Source organism: Legionella sp. 27cVA30 (genome assembly GCF_024160945.1).
In the GTDB taxonomy this organism is placed as follows: Bacteria; Pseudomonadota; Gammaproteobacteria; order Legionellales; family Legionellaceae; genus Legionella_A; species Legionella_A septentrionalis.
In genome coordinates, this window is the sequence record NZ_JAMYXK010000002.1 from 999,809 (window position 1) to 1,019,880 (window position 20,072).

Below are 20,072 nucleotides of genomic sequence, written 5' to 3' on the forward strand. Positions count from 1 at the left end.
CCGGATAGCAGCGCTATCCGGAATATTCATCTTGCATCCAAGTTATACTGCAGTCATTAACCCGGTGTACAAATCGCTTTGATAGGCTTCTCGCCTTGATTGACAAATTCTACTTTCGCCCCGGAAACAGCAGATACGGTAAAACTTTCTCTATTTTTAAAGTTAAATGAGCGCGTATCTCCTTCAACCAACTCCATTTCATTGATGGTGCCGGACTTACGTAATGCCTTAACCAATACCGGGTTATCCTCGGTTTCGCTACTTACTGTGCAAGTCGCTTTAATACTCCAGAAAAAAAAGTTAACGAGAACCAAGGGATCATTGGGTTTTAACTCAAATTCGATTGCAGCGGTTTGAGAAAAGGGAATAGTCCTCATTGCGAAGGCATTCGTAGTAAATAAAAGGGTAAATCCAAGCAAGCCAAGGCCAAGTTTTCGTAACATAAAAATCTCCACAAGAGAAAAAATACGTCCTAAGATACTCTGAATTTATTTATGTGGCAATTTTAAAAGCATTTTATGCATCAACACGCCATTATAGTGAATTTTTAAATGTGCGGCTTTCTACTTATCTACTGAATAACTGCTCTTTTTTGCGAGTTAAGCTGCAAGATTAATGCAAAACCCGTAGCTTTGCCGCATGCATCGCCTTTACAATCGCTTCCAGTGTATTTTTTGCGTCCCCGAAAACCATATAAGTGTTGTCACGATAAAACAAGTCGTTTTCCACTCCGGCATAACCTGCAGAAAGGCTGCGTTTGAGGAATAAAATATTTTTTGCATGCCCTACGTCTAAAACAGGCATGCCATAAATTGGCGACTCAGGATCTGTTTTAGCGGCTGGGTTGGTGATGTCATTCGCTCCGACCACCAAAGCTACATCGCAGCTAATAAAATCATGATTAATTTCGCTTTGCTCAAAAACATGGTGGTAGGGGATGTTAGCTTCTGCAAGAAGAACATTCATGTGCCCTGGCATACGTCCAGCAACAGGATGGATAGCAAAACGCACTTTGATTGAATGCGCCAGCAGGGTTTCCACTAATTCTTTTACAGCATGCTGCGCGCGGGCTACCGCCATCCCATATCCTGGCACGATGATGACGTCTTTTGCATTGCTTAATAAAAATGCAGCATCTTCTCCATTAGCTTGACGGATAGGCGGTTGCAACCGGTTCGCAGTTGTTGCTTCCTTTGCCACCTCGGAGTTTATCGCGCCGAAAATGACATTTAATAAAGAACGGTTCATGCCTTTACACATGATGTAACTTAAAATAGCTCCGCTTGCACCCACCAAAGCGCCGGTGATGACTAATAAATAATTGCTGAGCGTAAATCCTATACCTGCCGCAGCCCAGCCCGAGTAAGAATTCAACATGGAGATAACGACTGGCATATCAGCACCGCCAATAGGAATGATGATTAAGACACCCATGAGCAGGGAAAGCAGGGCCAATTGCAGAAATAAGAACAGGGAGGGATGGACAATAAATCCAGCCAAGGAGCTAACAACTGCAACCATTAATAATACATTAACAAATATTTGCCCCTGAAAGCGCCGCGGTGTTCCTGCCACTAACCCCTGCAGTTTTAAAAAGGCAATGATTGAGCCTGAAAAAGTTATGGCGCCAATCAGCAAGCCAAGCCCCATTTCCAATAAACTGGTTTTAGCAAGGTTTCCATAAATTGCTATTCCGAAAGCATCGGGAGATAGAAAAGCGCAAAAGCCCACTAAAACCGCAGCTAGCCCTACCAGCGAATGAAAGCCTGCAACCAGTTGCGGGATAGCTGTCATATTTATTTTTAAGGCGATGAAGATTCCAATGATACCTCCGGCAGCGATGAGGCTAAGCAAGATTCCATGTTGCGTAAGAGAAGGCAGCATGAGAGTCGCAGCTACCGCGATTACCATGCCCACTATTCCTAGCCAATTGCCTTTTTTTGCTGTGGCAGGGCTCGCCAGGTTTTTGAGGGCTAGAATAAAACAAACAGCGGCAATTAAATAAAAAATGGAAATCAAATTTAACATGAAGTATCCATCCTATTTTTTATACATGCGAAGCATGCGTTGCGTAACAACAAATCCACCAAAAATATTAATCGCTGCGATAAAAACCGCCAGTCCGCCGAGCACGGTGACACCAAAACTGGCTTGGCTTCCTGCCGCAATCAAGGCACCTAAAATAATAATGCCGGAAATAGCATTGGTAACCGACATAAGAGGAGTATGCAAAGCAGGAGTGACTTTCCAAACTACGTAATAACCTACGAAACTGGCTAGTACAAAAATAATAAGGATAGCAAGGTAGGGGTTGCTTAATGTATCGATGTGCGGCATTTAATGCTCCTTGGCAAATTGGAAGGGTAGATGTTGGCCGTCGTGACAAAGCATGCCTTTTTGAATGATTTCATCTGTTTCATTCAAGTTGAGTTTCTTGTTAGGATCTGCAAGAAAACGGATCAAATGTATGAAGTTGTTGGCATATAATTCGCTGGCCGTGGCGGGGATTTTTCGCGCCAGATTACTATAACCAATAATGGTGATTTGACCGTGTTTTATCACTTGATCACACTCTGTTAATTCACAATTTCCTCCGCGCGAAGCTGCCAGATCAACAATTACAGAGCCTGGTTTCATGGCTTCAATGGTTTGCTTTTTTAGCAACAGCGGCGCTTTTTTATCAGGAATAAGAGCTGAACAAATGATGATATTGGCTTGTCTTGCATGCTCGTCAATTACCTGACTTTGCAGAGCGCGATATTCATCGCTCACCTCATTTGCATAATCCGTTTGCATTTCAGCATTCGCACAATCGCCTGCGGTAATGAATTCCGCCCCCAGGCTTTCAACTTGCTCTTTGGCTGCTGCGCGTACATCAAACGCATACACCACGGCACCAAGCCGCTTGGCAGTGGCAATTGCTTGTAAACCCGCCACACCAGCACCTAAAACCAGTATTTTAGCTGGATTAATCATACCCGCGGCAGTCACCATCATGGGAAGGGCACGGTTAAAATACGTAGCACCTTCCAAAATGCTGCAATAGCCGGCCAAATTAGCTTGTGAGGAAAGGCTATCCATGCTTTGGGCACGGCTTAGCCGCGGCATATTATTTAAGGAAAAAACGCTGATCCTATGCTTTAAACACCATGCCAGCAGGGCACTGCGCGGGTGATTATCTACAGGGGCGATGAGAAAGGATTCCGGTGGCAAATATTTAATTTCATCGGCCAGTGGCTCTTCGACACAAAGAAGAAGGTCTGCATTTTCCAGCAGGAATTTTCGTTCCTTGATGATGACGGCACCGGCATCAAGATATTCTTGATCATGAAAGCCTGCCAGTTTACCGGCATTGGTTTCGAAGTTAACTTCAAAGCCAAGATTGATGTATTGGCGCACAGCAGCAGGCGTGATGGCCACACGGGTTTCATGACCGCCCGGATTAAAAGTTGCAATCATCATAGGTAAGATCCCTTTACCATTCGATATCTTATTTATCGTAAGAGAAGCAGTGTATTTTTTCCAGAAAATTGGATTGAGCGGCTCTTTTCTCTGAAAATATTCAAGCTTATTAAAGGATAATGCTGTAGTGAGCGACAAATTTTTTCCCATAAGGGTATGAGAATGTAAAATTTGCCATACACAAAAATTAAAATACCAGCAAACTGTACTTGTCTTGCCAAATTACCCAGAAATTTTTCAGCAATTTCTGCGGTAAGGTAATGGTCTGATTCTGGATATTGTATAGATAGTTTGACAGTTTTTATGCTGACAAGTTAACATTTTGAGCGTAATTATCTTTATCAACGCGGAGCAATAAATGTTACATAAAACCCAAGTCACTCTATTGGAAGAATTGGCAAAAACGTATGCATATTATACGCAATCAACACCGGACTGGGTGAAGAAGCGCCTGACGTTAGATGGAGGTGTCGGAGGCATGTTATTAGATAGCTGCCATCAGCCTGAGCACATGAAAGTTATTCTAAATGTGCTTAATCTAGGGCTTAAAGAAATGTTACCTGCTGCTACAACTGTTTGTGCAATGTTTGATGAGTTATTAAAAAAAGACGAAGCTATTCAACAGAGTGTTAATAAAGCTTACAGTAAATCCATGGCATGTATTTTACAGCAAAAACCATTAAAAGATGGACTTGGTGAAACGCTGCAGACATTTCATGAAGCACAAAAAATCTTTGATTCAGTGATTGAACTGGCTCCCAAGATTGTAGAAAAAGAGACGCAAGAAAAACAATCCTCAAAATTTTTCTCTCCTTTTTAAGTGTAAATATTCTCAAATATTAACTTTCTGCCGGGAAACAAACATGGGGGCATAGAAGCCTAAGACGTGAAGTGCCTACAAAATCTTCGATATGGAATTACAAAACAAGAGGAAGTGGTGTGAACAAAATAGCTCTATGGTTGCTTACTTCTTGTTTTAGTAGTTTTACTTGTTCAGCTCAGATAGTAGTGGATATTTATGGTGCTAATAAATTGCACGCAGAGCAAATCTTGCGCGAATACACAGCACAAGTCATAGAGATAGAATCTGAATTAGCCAAGCAGCGTGAATATTTTAATTTGACTGGCCATGAGGATATCCAGAAAGTAGAAGAAACTCGGGCAAAAAAAGCTAGATTGATGGAGAGAATCAAAAAAAAGGGTATGTTTCTCTATGCTGATGTGCACACGACTGTATACCCTGGTGAGAAGAATTTATACACTACTATCGAAGTAATCGAAAGGACGAAGCCTGAAAGGCTTGCCTTTGTTAACAAAGATGAGCAAGGCGCAAGCCACTTAATACAACCTGACTTAATTGGAAAAATGCAGAAATATGAAGCCTTGGGCTGGAGGTTAAGCGACACTGGACAATTAACGGAAAAAGATAATATCTGCCCTGTCTATCATTGTATTTTCGGCTTCAATCACCCTAAGTTAAAGCCCTATTTAAATATATTTAATGCAGGTGTTATTAAAGAAAAAACAAAAATATTAAATGCATTAAGTAATGATCCTGATCCTGAGCGTCGGGCATCGGCGGCTTTATTAGTAGGGCACTTTCAAAATCCAAAAGAAATTATCTTCGTATTGTCCAAGCATGTTCACGATAAAAGTCAGCTTGTCAGAAATAATGTGATAAGGGTAATGGGCGAAACGATTGAGAAAGCACCGATCGCTCAAATTAACGTGGAGCCATTTGTAAGTTTATTAAATTCTCCCTACGGAACCGATAGGAATAAAGCTTTATTTTTACTAACCACAGCGCCTTTAGACAAAAAATCCAAATGGCTCATCATTCGTAAGGGACAAAAAAGTTTATTAGCACTTTTGCGTTTAAAACAACCCAATAACCGTGGGTGGGCTTATTTACTTTTAAAGAAAATAAGTGGAAAAAAATATGATGAATATGACTTTTCTGCTTGGGAAAAATGGCTTTCTACGATAAAAAGGGTGTGAGAAAAATGAATAGGCATTTGATTTTAAATTAATGTAATCGGCTTGTTTGCTAAAAATGTAAAAAATTAATCCTAAAAAGAGCTCCGTCATATTATAAAGTTTGCTCCGCCGCTTTTTCGGACTGTTTTCGTGTCAATTGTATAGTGAATATGGGTGTGCCATCGTCCTATTTTTCGTTTTGAACAGAGACTGATAGCTTCTCAATCTTTATCTTGAAAACCTCTCATAATGATGCAATAAATGTATTTTAAAGTCCCAAGATAGTTTTTATTTAATAAGTTTTTTGTCCAATGTCTTAAAGTACACCCCGAGATAATCCCAATGCTTTTTGGCAGCTTATTTCAAGGACCATGAAACTTTTAGAATGCCAGCAGCTTTCTTTCCCCCTGGAGAAAACAGTATGCTAAGTCAATAATTAAGCGATAAATTTGCTGAATTATAAAAGTTGCGATAGAGTGGATTGGTCGATCGCAAGTCCAAAAAATATATGGAAATTCTTTGTTTCTACGCAGGGATAGCAATGGTTTACTTGTCTTACAGCTATCCTATTATTTTTTTAGCCATAGTGATTTTTTTTCGTCCATGCCTTCTTTTCTTTGGATGCTTTACTATTGGCGTGTGCTGGGGCATCTTCCATCAGTGGTGGGTGCATGCAGGCGGGGTGCCTGACGAATCAGTTATTAATAAAGCGGTACTGCAAGGTTATGTCGCCTCCATTCCTGCCAGAACCCATCAGAAAACCCAGTTCCAATTTGATGTCCGTAATTTAAATGGCAAGCCCATAAAAAGCCTTGTTTTATTGTCTTGCTATGATCATTGTCCACTGCTGAAGGCAGGACAATTTTGGCAGCTTACAGCCAAGCTCAAAAAACCACGCAACATACAAAATCCTGGCGGTTTTGATTATGTTTCTTGGCTGAACGCCCGCCACATCCATTGGAGTGGCTATACCAAACGCAATTCATTTACCTTGTTGGAGCGTCCTAATCCTTATTTTTTATTGGTATGGCGAGAGCAGTTAGCCGAGCGTTTGGCAAAACTTATTCCAGATGAGAAACCTCTTGGCATATTGCAGGCATTAACATTAGGGATAACCAACCATATCGATAAAGAAGAATGGGATTTATTCCGGCGTACAGGGACGGTCCACCTCATGGTGATTTCAGGCGCTCATATTGGGTTGGTTGCTGGTTTGGTTTATCTCTTGACCAGGCGGCTTTGGGGTTGCTACAGCCGGTTATGTTTGCTTTACCCGGCGCAAAAAACAGCCAGTATTATCGCTTTCACCGCCGCTTTTATTTATTCCTTGCTGGCTGGTTTTGCTGTACCTGCACAAAGGGCGGTAATTGTTTGTTTTTTTATGTTGCTGCGCAATTTTTGTAATCAACGATTTAGCGCATGGCAAGCTTGGCGATATTCTTTATGCGGCGTGCTGCTTTTTGAACCGCATTCTCTATTGATGTCGGGTTTTTACTTGTCATTTATAGCCGTAGCCATCCTGTTATTTGCAAATCAGCGTTTTTCTTGTACCGGCATAAAAAAAACATTGATTCTGCAAGTCGCTTGCCTTCTTGGGCTTATGCCTATGACGTTGTACTGGTTTTCTTATGGCGCAGTGAATGGGCTTGTCGCAAACTTATTGGCTATTCCCTGGGTAGGGTTTGTGATTGTGCCGTTATCTTTGTTTGTTTTAACAGCCCAAGCTTTCGTCCCTGCCTGGCTAGTTTGGGGTTTGCATGCAACGATCACCATTTTATTGCATTATTTAAACATTGTAGATTCATTTGCTGCTTTAAATTTAAATTTTACCTTCCCAAATGTATTAAGTCCCATGATCTTGATGGGAATTATGGGTTTTAGCGTCATTACCCCTTTACGTCGTTTTCTGCCGGCAATTTTAATGTTAGCTTTTGCAAGTTTTTTCCCGCAAAAGGAGAAAATAATGCCAGCAGAAGCACGTATCGATATTTTAGATGTAGGACAAGGCTTAGCAGTCGTGATACAAACCGCCAAGCATATGGTGCTTTACGATACTGGAGTTAAATTTTACCAAGGCAGCGACATGGGTAAGCTTGCCATCATTCCTTATTTAAGAACCTTGGGGATAAACCGCATTGATAAAATTATTGTTAGTCATCCTGATTTAGATCATCGCGGTGGTTTGATTTCTCTTGAGGAGCAATATACAGTAGGGGAGTTAATCGTTGATAATCCTCTTTTTTACAAACGCGGTTTACCTTGTGAAAATTATCCTGGCTGGACATACGATGATGTGTCATTCCGGTTTTTTCCAATCAAAAAGGAAATAAGAGGTAAAAACAATCATTGCTGTGTTTTGCAAGTCAGTACATCTGGCGGGCAAATCCTTTTACCAGGAGATATTGAGCGGCAAGCTGAGCATTATTTAACGCAAACCTATGGCAATCAGTTGCGTTCAAGCGTTTTATTAGTGCCTCATCATGCGAGTAAAACATCTTCATCCATGGCCTTTTTAAAACAAATAAATCCTGAATTTGCGGTGGCATCCTATGGTTTCGATAATCGTTACCACTTCCCGCACGCGCAAGCATTAGAAAATTATCAGAAATTGGGAATAAAGTTATTCAATACAGTTGATTGTGGAATGGTCAGTATCCATTTAGGAAGAAATTCCGTGCAAGACCCTGTTTGTTATTCTAAAACTGCAGCTTATTTATAAATTTATTGCAGGTTTGCCTTTTATCCGAAAGAAGGCATTTCCCTGGGTGAATGGGAATCCTTTTCGCGCTCAATTTCAGTGGCTTGGTGAAAAGATTTTTCGTTAAAAAAATTGAAAATGCTTCCAGGATTTTTAGGAGCAACGGGCTTTATGGAGCAATTTTTTACTTCTTCCATGATGGATGGAAGCGTAGTGAAAAAATCCTCCCATGCAGAGTTTGTTTGCAGTAAAACTCGAGCATCCTGGATAGCGTTCCCGCTTAATTGTTTAAAGGCTGCAAAAGTAATATCCTGAAAGAAATATAGCTTGGCTGCGTTTAATAATTCTTTGTAAAGAGTATTGAGAATTCGCGTGGATTCAATATCACCCAATATGGATTGGCTTACAGCCGATGCTTTAAATAATGCATGCAGTTTTTGTTCTACCAGCATTAGCATTTGAGTACAAGCTTCTTCAATCGATGTGCGCTTGCCATGAACTACTTCGTGTTGGGTATTAGGCGCTTCAGCAAGTCGATTAAATGTCTTTTTATCCAGAGAAATATAATCAAACTGTGCAAAAATTTCTTCGCACAGTTGTTTGGGAAGTATCTGTTCGAATTCTTTATAAAATTCTTCCATTACAGCGCCTGCAATGGCTTTTAAAATAGAGGGAGGAATGCCCCATTGTACGGTCATACCGGTAGAAACTTGCAATTTTTTTATTTCTTCAAATAACTTGGCTGGATTAGGGGCAAGTTTGATGAAATTTAATGTATGTTCCCGCACTAAGGACATAAGCTTTAAAGAAGCCGTTTCCTGGGTAACATAGATGATATTTACCAATGGATGCAAGCCGTTTAAAGTATCGACTAATTTATTGATAATACCGCTGATGCAAATGGGCTTATCTTTGCCGCCATCGTCTCTATTTTTTTTATCCAGATTATAGCCGCGCTGGCTTTCATAGAGATTTTTGATAAATGCTTCCTTAGCCACCGTAATTCTGCTTGGATTTACATGCATACCTTCCCAAACTAAGGCAAGAATGCAGTCAATTGTTAATTGAGTAATCATTTCTTTCTCATGGAAAATAGCTTCCATATTTTGAATAAAATGCTGGGCTGCCTGTAATTTTAAGGCGGGAATTTCCGGGAAATTATGCGAAGTGATTTCTTTTGCAAATTTCTTAATGGCACAAATATTTTTAGCAATGTCTATTTCCGTATAGTGTGCTTTTAAGTTTTCTAGCGAGGCACGTACACTCTCATGCACACTTGTTGTATGCGTGCTCTGGTTAGGATTTAAGGTTTCTGTGTGATGTACTTGCGTAAGACCTCTGTGTCGGCCTTCCTGCACCTGCAAAATAAGAGGTTCGTTAAAATAATAGGTTGAAATGCCAAGATCGCTGGCATAAATGTTGGGAGAAAAACTAAAAATCGTTGCTTCATTATCTGCTGAAGTTTCATACTCTAAAACAACCATTAAATTTCTTGGTCCGGCATACCAATTGCTTTGTGCCTCTAGGACCGCATTCCTTGTCGAAAAATCAATGGCTTCATGCTGGAAGAATTCTTCTTTTTTAATACTGTCGGCAACATACTCATTTTTTACTGGGCTTTTAACATTCCTTGGGAGTCCAATTGAAATTAAGGTGTATCGCCGCATGGAATAAGTTCCAAAGAGTTCAAAGAAAGAAATATAGCACTTAACTGCCAAACTATTAATTATTTCTTTAATTCTCGGTAAGCTGCCAATGCGCGTATTCTTGTTTGAGTTAAATCTATGATAGGAAAAGGGTAGTTTTTGCCTAAGATAAAGCCTGGCTGAGCATGCATTTGCCAAGGTTTATGTAGCCATTTTACAGGCAATGAAGTTAATTCAGGTACCCATTTTTTTACATATTCCCCGCTGGAATCAAATTTTTCTCCTTGTAAAACGGGGTTAAAAATTCTGAAGTAGGGAGCGGCATCCATTCCTGATCCTGCCACCCATTGCCAGTTGAATGAATTGGCAGCTAAATCTGCATCGAGCAAGGTATCTTCGAACCAGGCGGCACCTGTGCGCCAGTCAATCAACAAATTTTTTGTTAAAAACGATGCCGTAATCATACGAACTCGATTGTGCATATAGCCTGTCTGCCATAATTCCCGCATCCCAGCATCAACGATTGGAAAGCCTGTTTGGCCTTTGTGCCACGCTTGCAGGTAAACCTTGTTTGTTTTCCACTTAAATTCATCAAATGTTTTCTGGATATTGCTATGGGGCAAGGCAGGATAATGATAAAGCGTATAATATGAGAATTCCCGCCAACCCAATTCTGCCAGAAACTTCTCAATGGCACTGTGGCTGTAGGCGGAATCAAATTTTATTTTTTCCAATTCTTGCCATATTCTCCAGGGACTAATTTCGCCAAAATGCAGATGTGGCGAAAGGCGGGACGTGGCTTGACGGGCTGGTAAATCCCGATTTTTATCATAAGCGGCCAGCTCATCTTCGATAAATTGTTGCAATTTTTCCTGTGCGCCTTGTTCGCCAGGTTGCCAATAATCCTTAAAATTACTTGCCCAATCTGGCTTTGCGGGAAGAAGGTGCCAATCATCCAATTGTTCTGAAGAAAATGCAGGGCAAGCCGGCCATTTTTTAATAACTGCTGGTGGAGGGGGCGCTAGATGCTGTAAGCAATAGCGCCAAAAAGGGGTAAACCGCTTAAAAATAGTTTGCTGTTGAGTATGAATTTTTGCTGGAGTGAAAAATAAATTAGGTGGGTAAGTTTCGATTTGGATGCCATTTTGCTGCAATATTGATTTGATTTGTTGTTCTTCTTTTCTCAGTTCAGGCTCTATGCATTCATTCCAATAGATGTGGGTAACTTGATGTTGCTTGATGAGTTGCATCAAGACATCCAGTGGATTGCCTTGTTTTAAACATAAACGGGTATTTTGGGTGCAAAGATAATTATTCAAGGCAAGCAATGAATGATGTAGCCACCATTTTTGCGCTGCCCCGCATAAACGTTGCGGATTATCTGAATCAATATAAAGAGGAATGAGCAAATTATGACGATTACAAGCTGCAGCCAATGCCGCATTGTCATCGCAGCGTAAATCTTGTCTAAACCAAAAAAGTGCTGTCATAATAGGTTCCCAAAAAGTGCGCCCAATTGACACAAATATAAACACAATGTATCATATGTGCCAATTTAACGACGCAAGAAGTAGCATTATGCCCCGTATGATTCTTTTGATGATCGTTTTTTTTACGTTCATAAGCAAGGTTACCGCTGATGATTTAGCAGGCCAACAATGCCAGCAGCACCGTTGTATTGCAGTTGTGGATGCAGGCAGCACGGGCACGCGATTGCATATTTACGCATTTGACGTCAATGAAAAGAATGATCCGGTTAATATAAAAGACATTTGGTCGAACAAAATCAAACCTGGTTTTGCCACCTTAAATCCAGATCCTGAAACGATTAATACCTACCTTTCCTCTTTATTTGCTCCTGCCCCTGAACAAAATTTACCTGTTTATTTTTACGCTACTGCAGGCATGCGGTTATTACCACAGCCAAAGCAACAGCAATATTATCAAACGTTACAGCAATGGTTTGCTGCGCAACCGCAATGGCAGCTGGTTGAGTCAAAAACCATTACAGGCAAAGCAGAAGGTTTATATGGTTGGCTGGCGGTTAACTATCAGTTAGGCGCACTTTCCAATCCTAGTCAAGAAGCGGCCAGCGTGATGGACATGGGTGGAGCATCGGTGCAGGTAGTTTTCCCGGTGCAAAATGACTCAGTTATTGATCCAAGCGATATAATCGAAATTGATGTCTACGGCCGTCATATGAAACTTTTCGTGCATAGCTTCCTAGGGCTTGGGCAAACAGTTCTTTCTCATCAGTTTTTAGATGCCAGCAATTGTTTTGCCAATGATTATCTATTACCAAATGGAACCCCAGCGCAGGGCGATGCGCCGACTTGTAAGCGAGATGTTTCAAGATTAATTAACACAGTTCATAGTGTCAGCCGCATCGTAAAACCTGCAGTTGCTGCAAACCCGGGAAATACCTGGTATGTAATAGGCGGCTTGGCTGCATTGGCGCAAGATAAACCGTTTCAATTCCAAGGAAATCAACTCACGAATCAAAGTTTGTTGCAGCAGGCAGACAACATAATTTGCCATCAACAATGGGATGCACTACAAACTCAATACCCGAATAATGAATATATTTATGGCTATTGTTTATTCCCATCCTATTATTATGCTTTAATGGTACACGGCTATGGGTTATCCCCCAGCGAGCCGGTACGTTACCTAGCCAATTCGCAAAATGTCGATTGGACTTTGGGAGTAGTGTTGCATCATCAGCAAACTCAAGTATAATACCCGCCGTGCCGTTGTAGCTCAGTTGGTAGAGCAATTGATTCGTAATCAATAGGTCGGAGGTTCGACTCCTCTCAACGGCACCAATAAAATCAATGAGTTATGATTATTTTGAGAAAATAAGAGATTTGTTTCCACATAAACGTTCCCCTAAACGTTCTTTTCGTCGTTTTGTGAAACGTCATATTGCTGATTTATTTTTGTAATTCTGCTATCTAGTAATTGTTTAAGGTTCTTATTATTTAATGCATCTTGAAGAAAAGCTTAAACAGCCTTGATGAAATCATTTACTAACCTTGGAATACTTATTAAAACTAATCCTGTTGATTGTTGAGGATTATATATATGCTCCGAGCCATCGTGATAACCATATAGTTTATAGCCATTTTTTGCTGCAATACTTGAGTAGGAGGAGTAGGAGTGTAGCTTGCCACAACGTGCTGCCCACATTTCATGTGGATCATATTGATATGATTGATCCTCATCTGTTTGCATGTATTTCTTTACCCAGTTAATAAAATCCTGGCTGCTATTTTTTGTTTTATTAGAAGGCATAGAAAGATAAGCCATAGTATCTATGCTAACAAAAGTTAGAATTACCGTTGCAATTAATGCTTCTGATTCTTGTACGGTTTTAATTTCTTTTATAATTTTTTCAAATGCCTTATATGACATTCTTTTATTCCTATTTAATAAACTTAAAATTTGCTATTGATCTTCGTGAACGAATTTATGTAGTTCTTTGTGAAACTCCATAAATACTTTTTCATCGCCTATATCTTTATCATGAGGAATGTATTGATATTTTTTGAACAGCTTAATCAATAATTCTTTTTTTGATTCAAGTTCATTAACAGCATGTACAAATGCGTATGAGCGTGGAGAGTTTTTTACTTTATGCTCACGTGGATAGAGAACTAGAGGATAGCAAGAATTAGTGTGATCTACATACAAATAACCTAGCTCTTCTTCTCCCATATCAACGGGATAAACTTCCATGCATAATTGCTCTTCATCACCAACTGGATAACCTAGCGTATAAGGTTGTGGTGTATTACCTGTTACAGCGTCTTTAAAGAGAGTAATTTCATCTTCAATTTGAGAGTCCGAGCCAGCATAAAAAGAATAGTTAAGAAATGCCAATGAAATTATTGTCCGATAGCAGGGAGCGTTTTGAACATAGTCGCAGTTCGCGAAGTTCTTGTATTGGAGTACCCTGTAATTTTTCATTATACCGTCCTTGATAATCTCCCTATAGATAATTATAGAGCAAAAAATGCCCAAACTTTTTATGATATAGATACGCCAATTAATTAAACAAGGTCAGTGCTCTCTGTTCCTACTGCTATTTTTATGCTGAGGAGGATAAACTTGCCGAAATCATTAATATATTTTCTAAATCGGTAGTAAATTAGTTTTTTTCATATAAGTGCTACACGCCAAAAGCTTGCATTAGCTGATGTTTATATAGTTTTTTTTCAGCTCTATTTAAGCTGTGTTTATTCGAAAATAAAACATCCGCATGAGCTTTATTATCTGGTAGAGGTGAATGTTTTATGTCAAATACAGGAGAGAGTGATCCTTTAAGTATATTGTTTATATCATGAACAATAGCCTCACAATCACGTACATATGTATTGGTTGATCCCTCCTCGATTAGCCGTACACCTTGTTTAAGAGATATAATCTCATCAACAAGGAGTAGCAATGGTCAGAAGTATCTACACAAAAGAGTTCAAAGTTAAAGCAATTGAATTTCTAGAGCAAAGTAATAAGCCATTAAGACATACCGCCAAAATCTCATCGAAAGGTGCTCAGGGAGTATGACAAAGATATTTATAAAGAACGCAACCTTATCGAACGCATGTTTAATAAACTCAAACATTTTAGAAGAGTGGCAACACGATATGATAAACTTGCTCAATCTTTTTTATCGTTCATTTATATTGCTGCAACCGCCCTTTGGTTAAGATAAATGTCGACAGAACCTAGATGTGACACAATTCTTCATGGATTGTCAGCTATAGCTTCATATACTCAATACAAATCGTGAAATAACCATTAGAATACTGTTAATTTTGTATTAAGGAAAAATAATGTCTAAAAAATCCACTAAGCAACCAGTTAGAGCCCGGGACCTGGAATTATTTGAGGAGTATGAATTTGAACATAGTGAAATGGTGGATAATGTTCTCGACGATTTTATGTTCCATGCAACTGAAACTGTAAAAGCCGCACAAATGACTGCATTAGAACTGACTAAATTAGCTGTAAATCATGCAACGAACGTAGATGAAAATAAAGTATTTGAGCTTTTTCGTCGTGCTGCAGAAGAAGTAGATAAAATTTATAATAAAAACTAGGGTCTGTTGACATTTCACATAGGTAACCACAACAATGCGCAAACCATAGCTACAACAAGACACATAATTTCGTTTTAACTTATCAAATCTTGTAGCAAGCCCCCTAAAATGCTTTATTCTTGCGAACAAGTTCTCAACTAAATGCCTGTATTTATACAGGCACCAATTTATACCATCATTGCCAATTTTAGAATTAGATTTTCTTGGAATGACAGGAATAGATGATTTTTTGCGAATAGCATCGCGTACTTCTTCGCTATCATAGCCTTTATCTGCAACGGGTAATTTTTCGATAAACTCAGGAGCAACGTTGCAGTCATGAACCTCGCCACCGGTAATCTCAAAATCAAGAGGTAATCCATGCGCATCACCTGCCATATGAGTCTTTGTTGTATTACCTCCTCTGGATTTCCCTATGGCCTGATTTTCTTCAGAAGCTGCGCCAGCATGTGTTGATGAGCCTTAACGATGCTGCCATCAATGAATTCCCATTCTAGATCAGGCTCCTGTACCAATGCCTTGAAAACCAGCATTAGTTTGCCTTTTAATGACCATCGTTTAAATTTTTGAAAGACGCTATTCCAGCGTGCAAAGCGTCTTGGTACATCTCGCCATGGACATCCAACACGCATACGATACAGTATTCCTTCTACTGTTTTTCGTAAATGGGGCTTGTCATTAAATCCCTTGTTCGCGCATTATTGTCCGTAGCTTTGACCAATGCTCATCACTGAGCCTGGGTCTAGCCATTGCAAACTCATCTTGTTCTTGTGTGAGAACCTGAATATTGCGAGTTTGCCCTTACTTTTCAATGCCTTAACAACCAATTGTCAACAGACCCTAGTAAAATAGGAAATATCTGTTATATTTCGCCCCGATGTATGGATTATGGATATAACAGGAGTTGATCCTACCTCGAAAAACCGGACACCCACTTTATGCAACCATGCCAAATTTGCTAGGGGTCTGAAACCCTAAAGTTGAATGGATGCGTTTGCGATTGTAAAACACCTCAATATAATCGAATAGAGCTAATTGAGCCTCCTTTCTGGTTTTATAAGTCATCCCATAAATGGTCTCCACTTTCAAAGTATGATAAAAGCTTTCCATGACAGCATTGTCGTAACAGTTTCCAGAGCCACTCATGGAGCAAATAAACCCATACTTTCTAAGGAGCAATTGATATGCGTTGCTACAATACTGAGATCCTCTATCAGAATGATGAACAACGCCCTTAGGTGGTTTATTGCGATGGATAGCCATCATTAAAGCCTCTTGAATTAGACTCGTAACCAATCGTCTTCCCATACTCCATCCCACGATTTTTCGATTAAATAAATCAATAACCGTGGCTAAATAGAGCCAGCCCTCATTCGTCTGAATGTAGGTAATATCAGAAGCCCAAGACGTTTTTGCTTAATAGCAAAATGATTCATAGATGTTTTTACTTTCAACAATTCAAGTTTGCAGTATGCGATAATTGAAGCAAACAAATGATTGGATTGGGTTCTAATAGTTTTGGTCGGTGATTTGGATAAGCTTGCATTTTGTTTAATAGACTTATGATAATCTTCAATTTTCCACCGTTTTTGGTAGACTTCATACATGCGGTCAGCGTCAATGGATAAATCATTCGTGACGAGATAAAGGGTTCCGGTCGAGCCGTCTTCGTTTGTGAAGACTTTTTTGAGTCATTGGACGGGAAAGCTAATATCCTTGAGATAAACGGTGTTCACCGCACCATCATTCCACTCGAGTGTATTCACTTGTTGATATTGGCCGCTATCAGCATCATGTTGTGTTAATGCGACACAACGGTTTGATTTAATGCCGATAATAAAGAGTTTTTCTAAAGTCTGATGAATAAAGGTCATGTTTGCTTTGGAGCCAAACCAATTGTCCGATAAGATGTAATCAAAAAGCACATGATTGTTAACGGCTTGCTGAATCAGTGTCCGAAACATTTCATTCTTGCTGATTGTGGCTTTTCGCTTCCTTTGGCGTGTTTTGATATCAGAAAAAAGAATATCTTTTTCAACAATTTCATAACCTATTGGTAGTGCAATGTCGTCATAACGTACAACGCACGAAAGCAGGTTAATCCCTTTCACGTGTCGCCCCTTACCATGTGAAAAATGCCAACAATTGATAGTATTTTCATCGGTATAAGTTTTTTCTGATATCGTGTCATCTAGCAATAAAACGCCACCTGACAACTGCTCATGGCGTCGGACGTCTGGCTTAATATAACACCATAGCTCTTTTGACCCATGATCACCTGACCTTAGATATCTACTCACTTGATCGTGGCTAATCTCACCATCAAACATCGCCGCTAAACCTGTGGCTGTCGCATAGTGATTTTGACTGATTAGATAATCGCTGTAGAGGTCTAAAAGATCCGGTTTCATTTTCTTTTGTCCTTCAAAAAACAACCGACAAAAAATCCCGATTTTTATCATTTCCACACTCCCTCCCACGATTTTTCGATTAAATAAATCAATAACCGTGGCTAAATAGAGCCAGCCCTCATTCGTCTGAATGTAGGTAATATCAGAAGCCCAAGCGACGTTTGGGGCCTTAGGATTAAATTGCCTTTTCAGCAGATTTTCAGCTACAGGTTTTGAATGACAGCTATCTGTAGTTACTTTAAATCGCCGTGCAGCTTTAGGTTTAAGCCCTTCTCGCTGCATAAGCGCTTTATCCGAGCTTTACCATGATATTTTCCAGCTTGACGCAATACTTGCTGTCAACACGATTCACTGGGTGATTTAACGCCATGGGAATATTTGGCTAAAAAACAGGCGAAAGACTCTAATTTAGGCTGCCACTAAAAATGGGATGGTTACACTTCAAAAAGATGTATCTCCGGAAAATTTTTTATCCATTTTGAATGAGCTTGTTGAAAAGATAGAACAGAATGAAGAAATTAGGCATGCATTAACGACAATTTCCATAAAAAAGCCTTCAAAATTTTATAAGTTAAAGGTTTTTGAAAGTGAAGTTAAGCTATATAAAAACTTTCCACCAAAGTTTGCTCATCATAGAAAAGCTCTTCTAAAAACGCATGCTATTGTTGAAAATCATGAATATGTAAAATGTGTTATAACAACAAAAACCAATTCAAGCGATATTGATATCCATCTAAATAATTTCGAAGTATTTAGAGCATTACTTTGTCTACTTTATACTCATGAATTTCATATTAAATTCGATAATCAAAAAAATCCCCTAAATAAAGTTATGCTCGGTTATGCTCATACACTTCATAATGCAGAAGGCGAGGCTTTAGGGGAAAATATTTGGTATGAACCACAATATTATCAAAATAGAGTATCCGACATTGACGATTTAAATAAGAAAAAACTTGTCAAAATTATCTCGAAAATTCATAAATGCAAGTACTCTGACGACCTTAAAAAAAGTTTAATTATGTATGTTAAAGCATTAGATGAGTTTGATCATAACATATCTATTATGTTGTTATGGAATGGATTAGATGTTCTTCTTAATGAAAAAAAAGGAAACTATGAAAATATTTCAAAACGCATTAAATGCATTTTTGGTAAAAAGTCTCATGAGCTCGATGTAATTAATGCTTTACGCGTTACAAGAAACCAATATGTTCATGAAGCAATTCAGAATAATCAATCTAAATATTACTGTTTAACTCTACGAACCTTATTTTATAAGGTTTTTGCATTTTATTTAAATTATCTCCATGATTGTAAGTCAAAAAGTGAAGCATTAGAGATAATAGATCAACTAAATCAAATAGCAGAGAGTAGAAGAAAAATTAAAAGAATAAACAAATCAATAAAAATTGATAGAATTTTGAAAAAAGCCTCTAAGTAAGTTAGATCTTTTCTGTTTTATTTGCATTTGAATAAAATTATTGAAATTAATTAGTCTTAATTATATATTGCATAGGTCTTTAGGATGTAGGATTGATTTAAATGGAATTTTTAGATTTTTGCAAAGCGATTAGAGAAACTGTTGAAAATTATAACAAACTTAATGGCGTTTTAAAAAATAGTCTTATTTTATTAGCAGAGTTAGATAAACTCATTGAAAGCCACGATGTTAATCAATCTCTATGCATGACCCAAGCAACCATTTTATTTGAAGGCTTTTACCGTCATCTGAGCACAGAATCTCTTAAACATGAGTTTCAGATTATTAGAGCTAATCGATGGACTCATCACTTTGGCACACCCACAATTACTTTCCTTCTATCATTCAAAACACAGATTGATCAAACAGTAAAACTATTTGGTGAATTAACCGAAGAAGTAGAGCCTCCTCTTGAGCTTCCATGGAATATTTCCAAAACTGAGGGGCTTAGTATAGATCACGATAATAATATCGTTACTAATCCAAAAAGTATTACGAATGTAGAAGCGCCCTCATCCAGAGAAAGCACAGGAATATTTACAAAAACACATAATCCTTTTGGAGGTTTTACAACAACCCCTTGCGATCCTGTTTCTCAGAAGTTCATTGAACATGCAGCTTTGTCAGTTAAGCAAGGGGGTAAGGTACTGGAAATAGGTGCTGCCTTTGGTGCAGCAACATTGGAAGCAATTGCAAAAGGAGCAACAGTCTTTTGTAATGACGTTGAGCCTGAAAATTTAGCTGTTGTTCGTCAACGATTCTTGGAAATAACAGATGATACCAGTGAATCCTTGACCGGAGATAGTAGTAAGCTAATTCTTGTCCCCGGTGAGTTGCCTAATGAGCTCATTGGCCTTCCTGAAAAACAGTTTGATGCCATTTTGATTTGTCGTGTTTTACATTTTTTCTCAGGTGCGAAAATAGAGGAATCATTGGCTTTATTATCAAAGCTGCTGACTCCAAATGGAAAAATATACATCGTTTGCGAAACACCGTTTTTGAAAAACTGGCAGCGATTTATTCCTGAATTCAATAGACGAGTCGAGAATAATGAAGAATGGCCTGGTGAAATAACTGAACCAGCGAAGTATGAAAGTAGTGGACGGGGTAGCTCGTTACCTAAATTTGTGCATTGGATCACAAAGGAAGTATTAGATCGGAGTTTGACAAAAGCTGGTTTCTCAGTAGAACACTCCGAGTATATAAATAGAAAAGGACAATTTCCTGATGATTTATTATTGCCAGAGTATGGTAAAGAGAGTATTGGTGCGATTGGAATGATTTGAGTAATGG

At 39.0% G+C, this 20,072-nt stretch carries 16 protein-coding genes, 1 tRNA gene and 5 pseudogenes; 9 read left to right on the forward strand and 13 right to left on the reverse strand.

Annotation, left to right across the window (positions count from 1 at the left end; genetic code table 11):
- Positions 1–56 precede the first annotated feature (56 nt).
- From NKV53_RS10095 to NKV53_RS10110, 4 genes are all read right to left on the reverse strand, one after another.
- Complete coding sequence (locus tag NKV53_RS10095) at positions 57–443, reverse strand: hypothetical protein (protein ID WP_126954753.1); 387 nt, start codon at positions 441–443, stop codon at positions 57–59.
- A 169-nt stretch (positions 444–612) separates the two neighbouring features.
- Positions 613–2,028, reverse strand: a complete 1,416-nt coding sequence (locus NKV53_RS10100) for an NAD(P)(+) transhydrogenase (Re/Si-specific) subunit beta (protein ID WP_126954752.1) — start codon at positions 2,026–2,028, stop codon at positions 613–615.
- 12 nt (positions 2,029–2,040) lie between these two features.
- Entirely contained in the window at positions 2,041–2,337 is a 297-nt protein-coding gene (locus NKV53_RS10105) for a proton-translocating transhydrogenase family protein (protein ID WP_126954751.1), read from the reverse strand.
- Positions 2,338–3,462: an NAD(P) transhydrogenase subunit alpha gene (locus NKV53_RS10110; protein WP_126954750.1), complete on the reverse strand. Its 1,125-nt coding sequence runs from the start codon at positions 3,460–3,462 to the stop codon at positions 2,338–2,340.
- A 358-nt stretch (positions 3,463–3,820) separates the two neighbouring features.
- Between NKV53_RS10110 and NKV53_RS10115 the strand changes: the two genes are divergently transcribed.
- The 3 genes from NKV53_RS10115 to NKV53_RS10125 all read left to right on the forward strand — a co-directional run bounded on the left by NKV53_RS10115 (position 3,821) and on the right by NKV53_RS10125 (position 8,158).
- The gene (locus tag NKV53_RS10115) at positions 3,821–4,282 is read left to right on the forward strand and encodes a hypothetical protein (RefSeq protein ID WP_126954749.1); all 462 of its coding nucleotides are present in this window, start codon (positions 3,821–3,823) and stop codon (positions 4,280–4,282) included.
- Positions 4,283–4,401: 119 nt separating this feature from the next.
- Positions 4,402–5,460 (forward strand): HEAT repeat domain-containing protein, encoded by a 1,059-nt coding sequence (locus NKV53_RS10120; RefSeq protein ID WP_126954748.1) that lies wholly within the window; start codon positions 4,402–4,404, stop codon positions 5,458–5,460.
- A gap of 520 nt (positions 5,461–5,980) precedes the next feature.
- The gene (locus NKV53_RS10125) at positions 5,981–8,158 is read left to right on the forward strand and encodes a DNA internalization-related competence protein ComEC/Rec2 (RefSeq protein ID WP_158614997.1); all 2,178 of its coding nucleotides are present in this window, start codon (positions 5,981–5,983) and stop codon (positions 8,156–8,158) included.
- A 20-nt stretch (positions 8,159–8,178) separates the two neighbouring features.
- Here NKV53_RS10125 and NKV53_RS10130 read toward each other — a convergent pair whose 3' ends face one another.
- Both NKV53_RS10130 and NKV53_RS10135 read right to left on the reverse strand, forming a co-directional pair.
- Positions 8,179–9,804 (reverse strand): hypothetical protein, encoded by a 1,626-nt coding sequence (locus tag NKV53_RS10130; protein ID WP_253351059.1) that lies wholly within the window; start codon positions 9,802–9,804, stop codon positions 8,179–8,181.
- Positions 9,805–9,863: 59 nt separating this feature from the next.
- Complete coding sequence (locus NKV53_RS10135; protein WP_126954775.1) at positions 9,864–11,276, reverse strand: deoxyribodipyrimidine photo-lyase; 1,413 nt, start codon at positions 11,274–11,276, stop codon at positions 9,864–9,866.
- Positions 11,277–11,361: 85 nt separating this feature from the next.
- Here NKV53_RS10135 and NKV53_RS10140 point away from each other — a divergent pair, with 85 nt between their 5' ends.
- Both NKV53_RS10140 and NKV53_RS10145 read left to right on the forward strand, forming a co-directional pair.
- Positions 11,362–12,522, forward strand: a complete 1,161-nt coding sequence (locus NKV53_RS10140; RefSeq protein ID WP_233579774.1) for a multidrug DMT transporter permease — start codon at positions 11,362–11,364, stop codon at positions 12,520–12,522.
- Between the two features lie 10 nt (positions 12,523–12,532).
- Positions 12,533–12,608: transfer RNA gene (locus NKV53_RS10145), tRNA-Thr, on the forward strand.
- 178 nt (positions 12,609–12,786) lie between these two features.
- On the opposite strand, the gene NKV53_RS10150 is transcribed toward NKV53_RS10145, so the two are convergent.
- A complete protein-coding gene (locus tag NKV53_RS10150) occupies positions 12,787–13,197 on the reverse strand; it encodes a hypothetical protein (RefSeq protein WP_253351060.1) in 411 nt (136 codons plus the stop codon).
- Positions 13,198–13,230: 33 nt separating this feature from the next.
- A complete protein-coding gene (locus tag NKV53_RS10155; protein ID WP_253351061.1) occupies positions 13,231–13,752 on the reverse strand; it encodes a hypothetical protein in 522 nt (173 codons plus the stop codon).
- 556 nt (positions 13,753–14,308) lie between these two features.
- On the opposite strand from NKV53_RS10155, the pseudogene NKV53_RS10160 reads away from it, so the two are divergent.
- Together NKV53_RS10160 and NKV53_RS10165 are read left to right on the forward strand one after the other, a co-directional pair.
- Positions 14,309–14,497 (forward strand): annotated as a pseudogene (locus NKV53_RS10160) (transposase); the annotation flags it as partial.
- Positions 14,498–14,618: 121 nt separating this feature from the next.
- On the forward strand, positions 14,619–14,885 hold the full coding sequence (locus NKV53_RS10165; protein WP_126954855.1) for a hypothetical protein: 267 nt from the start codon (positions 14,619–14,621) through the stop codon (positions 14,883–14,885).
- A gap of 14 nt (positions 14,886–14,899) precedes the next feature.
- On the opposite strand, the pseudogene NKV53_RS10170 reads toward NKV53_RS10165, so the two are convergent.
- The 5 genes and pseudogenes from NKV53_RS10170 to NKV53_RS10185 form a co-directional block, all read right to left on the reverse strand.
- Positions 14,900–15,635: pseudogene (locus tag NKV53_RS10170) on the reverse strand (IS5 family transposase).
- A 186-nt stretch (positions 15,636–15,821) separates the two neighbouring features.
- Positions 15,822–16,289: pseudogene (locus NKV53_RS10175) on the reverse strand (IS3 family transposase); the annotation flags it as partial.
- Positions 16,238–16,516: pseudogene (locus NKV53_RS12080) on the reverse strand (transposase); the annotation flags it as partial. The pseudogenes NKV53_RS12080 and NKV53_RS10175, both read right to left, overlap by 52 nt.
- Positions 16,517–16,576: 60 nt before the next feature.
- The gene (locus NKV53_RS10180) at positions 16,577–17,347 is read right to left on the reverse strand and encodes a transposase (protein ID WP_371923214.1); all 771 of its coding nucleotides are present in this window, start codon (positions 17,345–17,347) and stop codon (positions 16,577–16,579) included.
- Positions 17,348–17,581, reverse strand: a pseudogene (locus NKV53_RS10185) (DDE-type integrase/transposase/recombinase); the annotation flags it as partial.
- Positions 17,582–17,726: 145 nt separating this feature from the next.
- On the opposite strand from NKV53_RS10185, the gene NKV53_RS10190 reads away from it, so the two are divergent.
- Together NKV53_RS10190 and NKV53_RS10195 are read left to right on the forward strand one after the other, a co-directional pair.
- Entirely contained in the window at positions 17,727–18,740 is a 1,014-nt protein-coding gene (locus NKV53_RS10190) for a hypothetical protein (protein WP_253351062.1), read from the forward strand.
- 101 nt (positions 18,741–18,841) lie between these two features.
- Positions 18,842–20,065, forward strand: a complete 1,224-nt coding sequence (locus tag NKV53_RS10195) for a class I SAM-dependent methyltransferase (RefSeq protein WP_253351063.1) — start codon at positions 18,842–18,844, stop codon at positions 20,063–20,065.
- Positions 20,066–20,072: the final 7 nt, after the last annotated feature.

Excerpts from the sequence above, each read along its gene's own strand:
- NKV53_RS10095 (WP_126954753.1), bottom strand. The coding sequence starts at position 443 with ATGTTACGAAAACTTGGCCTTGGCTTGCTTGGATTTACCCTTTTATTT.
- NKV53_RS10100 (WP_126954752.1), bottom strand. The coding sequence starts at position 2,028 with ATGTTAAATTTGATTTCCATTTTTTATTTAATTGCCGCTGTTTGTTTT.
- NKV53_RS10105 (WP_126954751.1), bottom strand. The coding sequence starts at position 2,337 with ATGCCGCACATCGATACATTAAGCAACCCCTACCTTGCTATCCTTATT.
- NKV53_RS10110 (WP_126954750.1), bottom strand. The coding sequence starts at position 3,462 with ATGATGATTGCAACTTTTAATCCGGGCGGTCATGAAACCCGTGTGGCC.
- NKV53_RS10115 (WP_126954749.1), top strand. The coding sequence starts at position 3,821 with ATGTTACATAAAACCCAAGTCACTCTATTGGAAGAATTGGCAAAAACG.
- NKV53_RS10125 (WP_158614997.1), top strand. The coding sequence starts at position 5,981 with ATGGTTTACTTGTCTTACAGCTATCCTATTATTTTTTTAGCCATAGTG.
- NKV53_RS10130 (WP_253351059.1), bottom strand. The coding sequence starts at position 9,804 with ATGCGGCGATACACCTTAATTTCAATTGGACTCCCAAGGAATGTTAAA.
- NKV53_RS10140 (WP_233579774.1), top strand. The coding sequence starts at position 11,362 with ATGCCCCGTATGATTCTTTTGATGATCGTTTTTTTTACGTTCATAAGC.
- NKV53_RS10150 (WP_253351060.1), bottom strand. The coding sequence starts at position 13,197 with ATGTCATATAAGGCATTTGAAAAAATTATAAAAGAAATTAAAACCGTA.
- NKV53_RS10155 (WP_253351061.1), bottom strand. The coding sequence starts at position 13,752 with ATGAAAAATTACAGGGTACTCCAATACAAGAACTTCGCGAACTGCGAC.
- NKV53_RS10165 (WP_126954855.1), top strand. The coding sequence starts at position 14,619 with ATGTCTAAAAAATCCACTAAGCAACCAGTTAGAGCCCGGGACCTGGAA.
- NKV53_RS10180 (WP_371923214.1), bottom strand. The coding sequence starts at position 17,347 with ATGATAAAAATCGGGATTTTTTGTCGGTTGTTTTTTGAAGGACAAAAG.
- NKV53_RS10190 (WP_253351062.1), top strand. The coding sequence starts at position 17,727 with ATGGTTACACTTCAAAAAGATGTATCTCCGGAAAATTTTTTATCCATT.
- NKV53_RS10195 (WP_253351063.1), top strand. The coding sequence starts at position 18,842 with ATGGAATTTTTAGATTTTTGCAAAGCGATTAGAGAAACTGTTGAAAAT.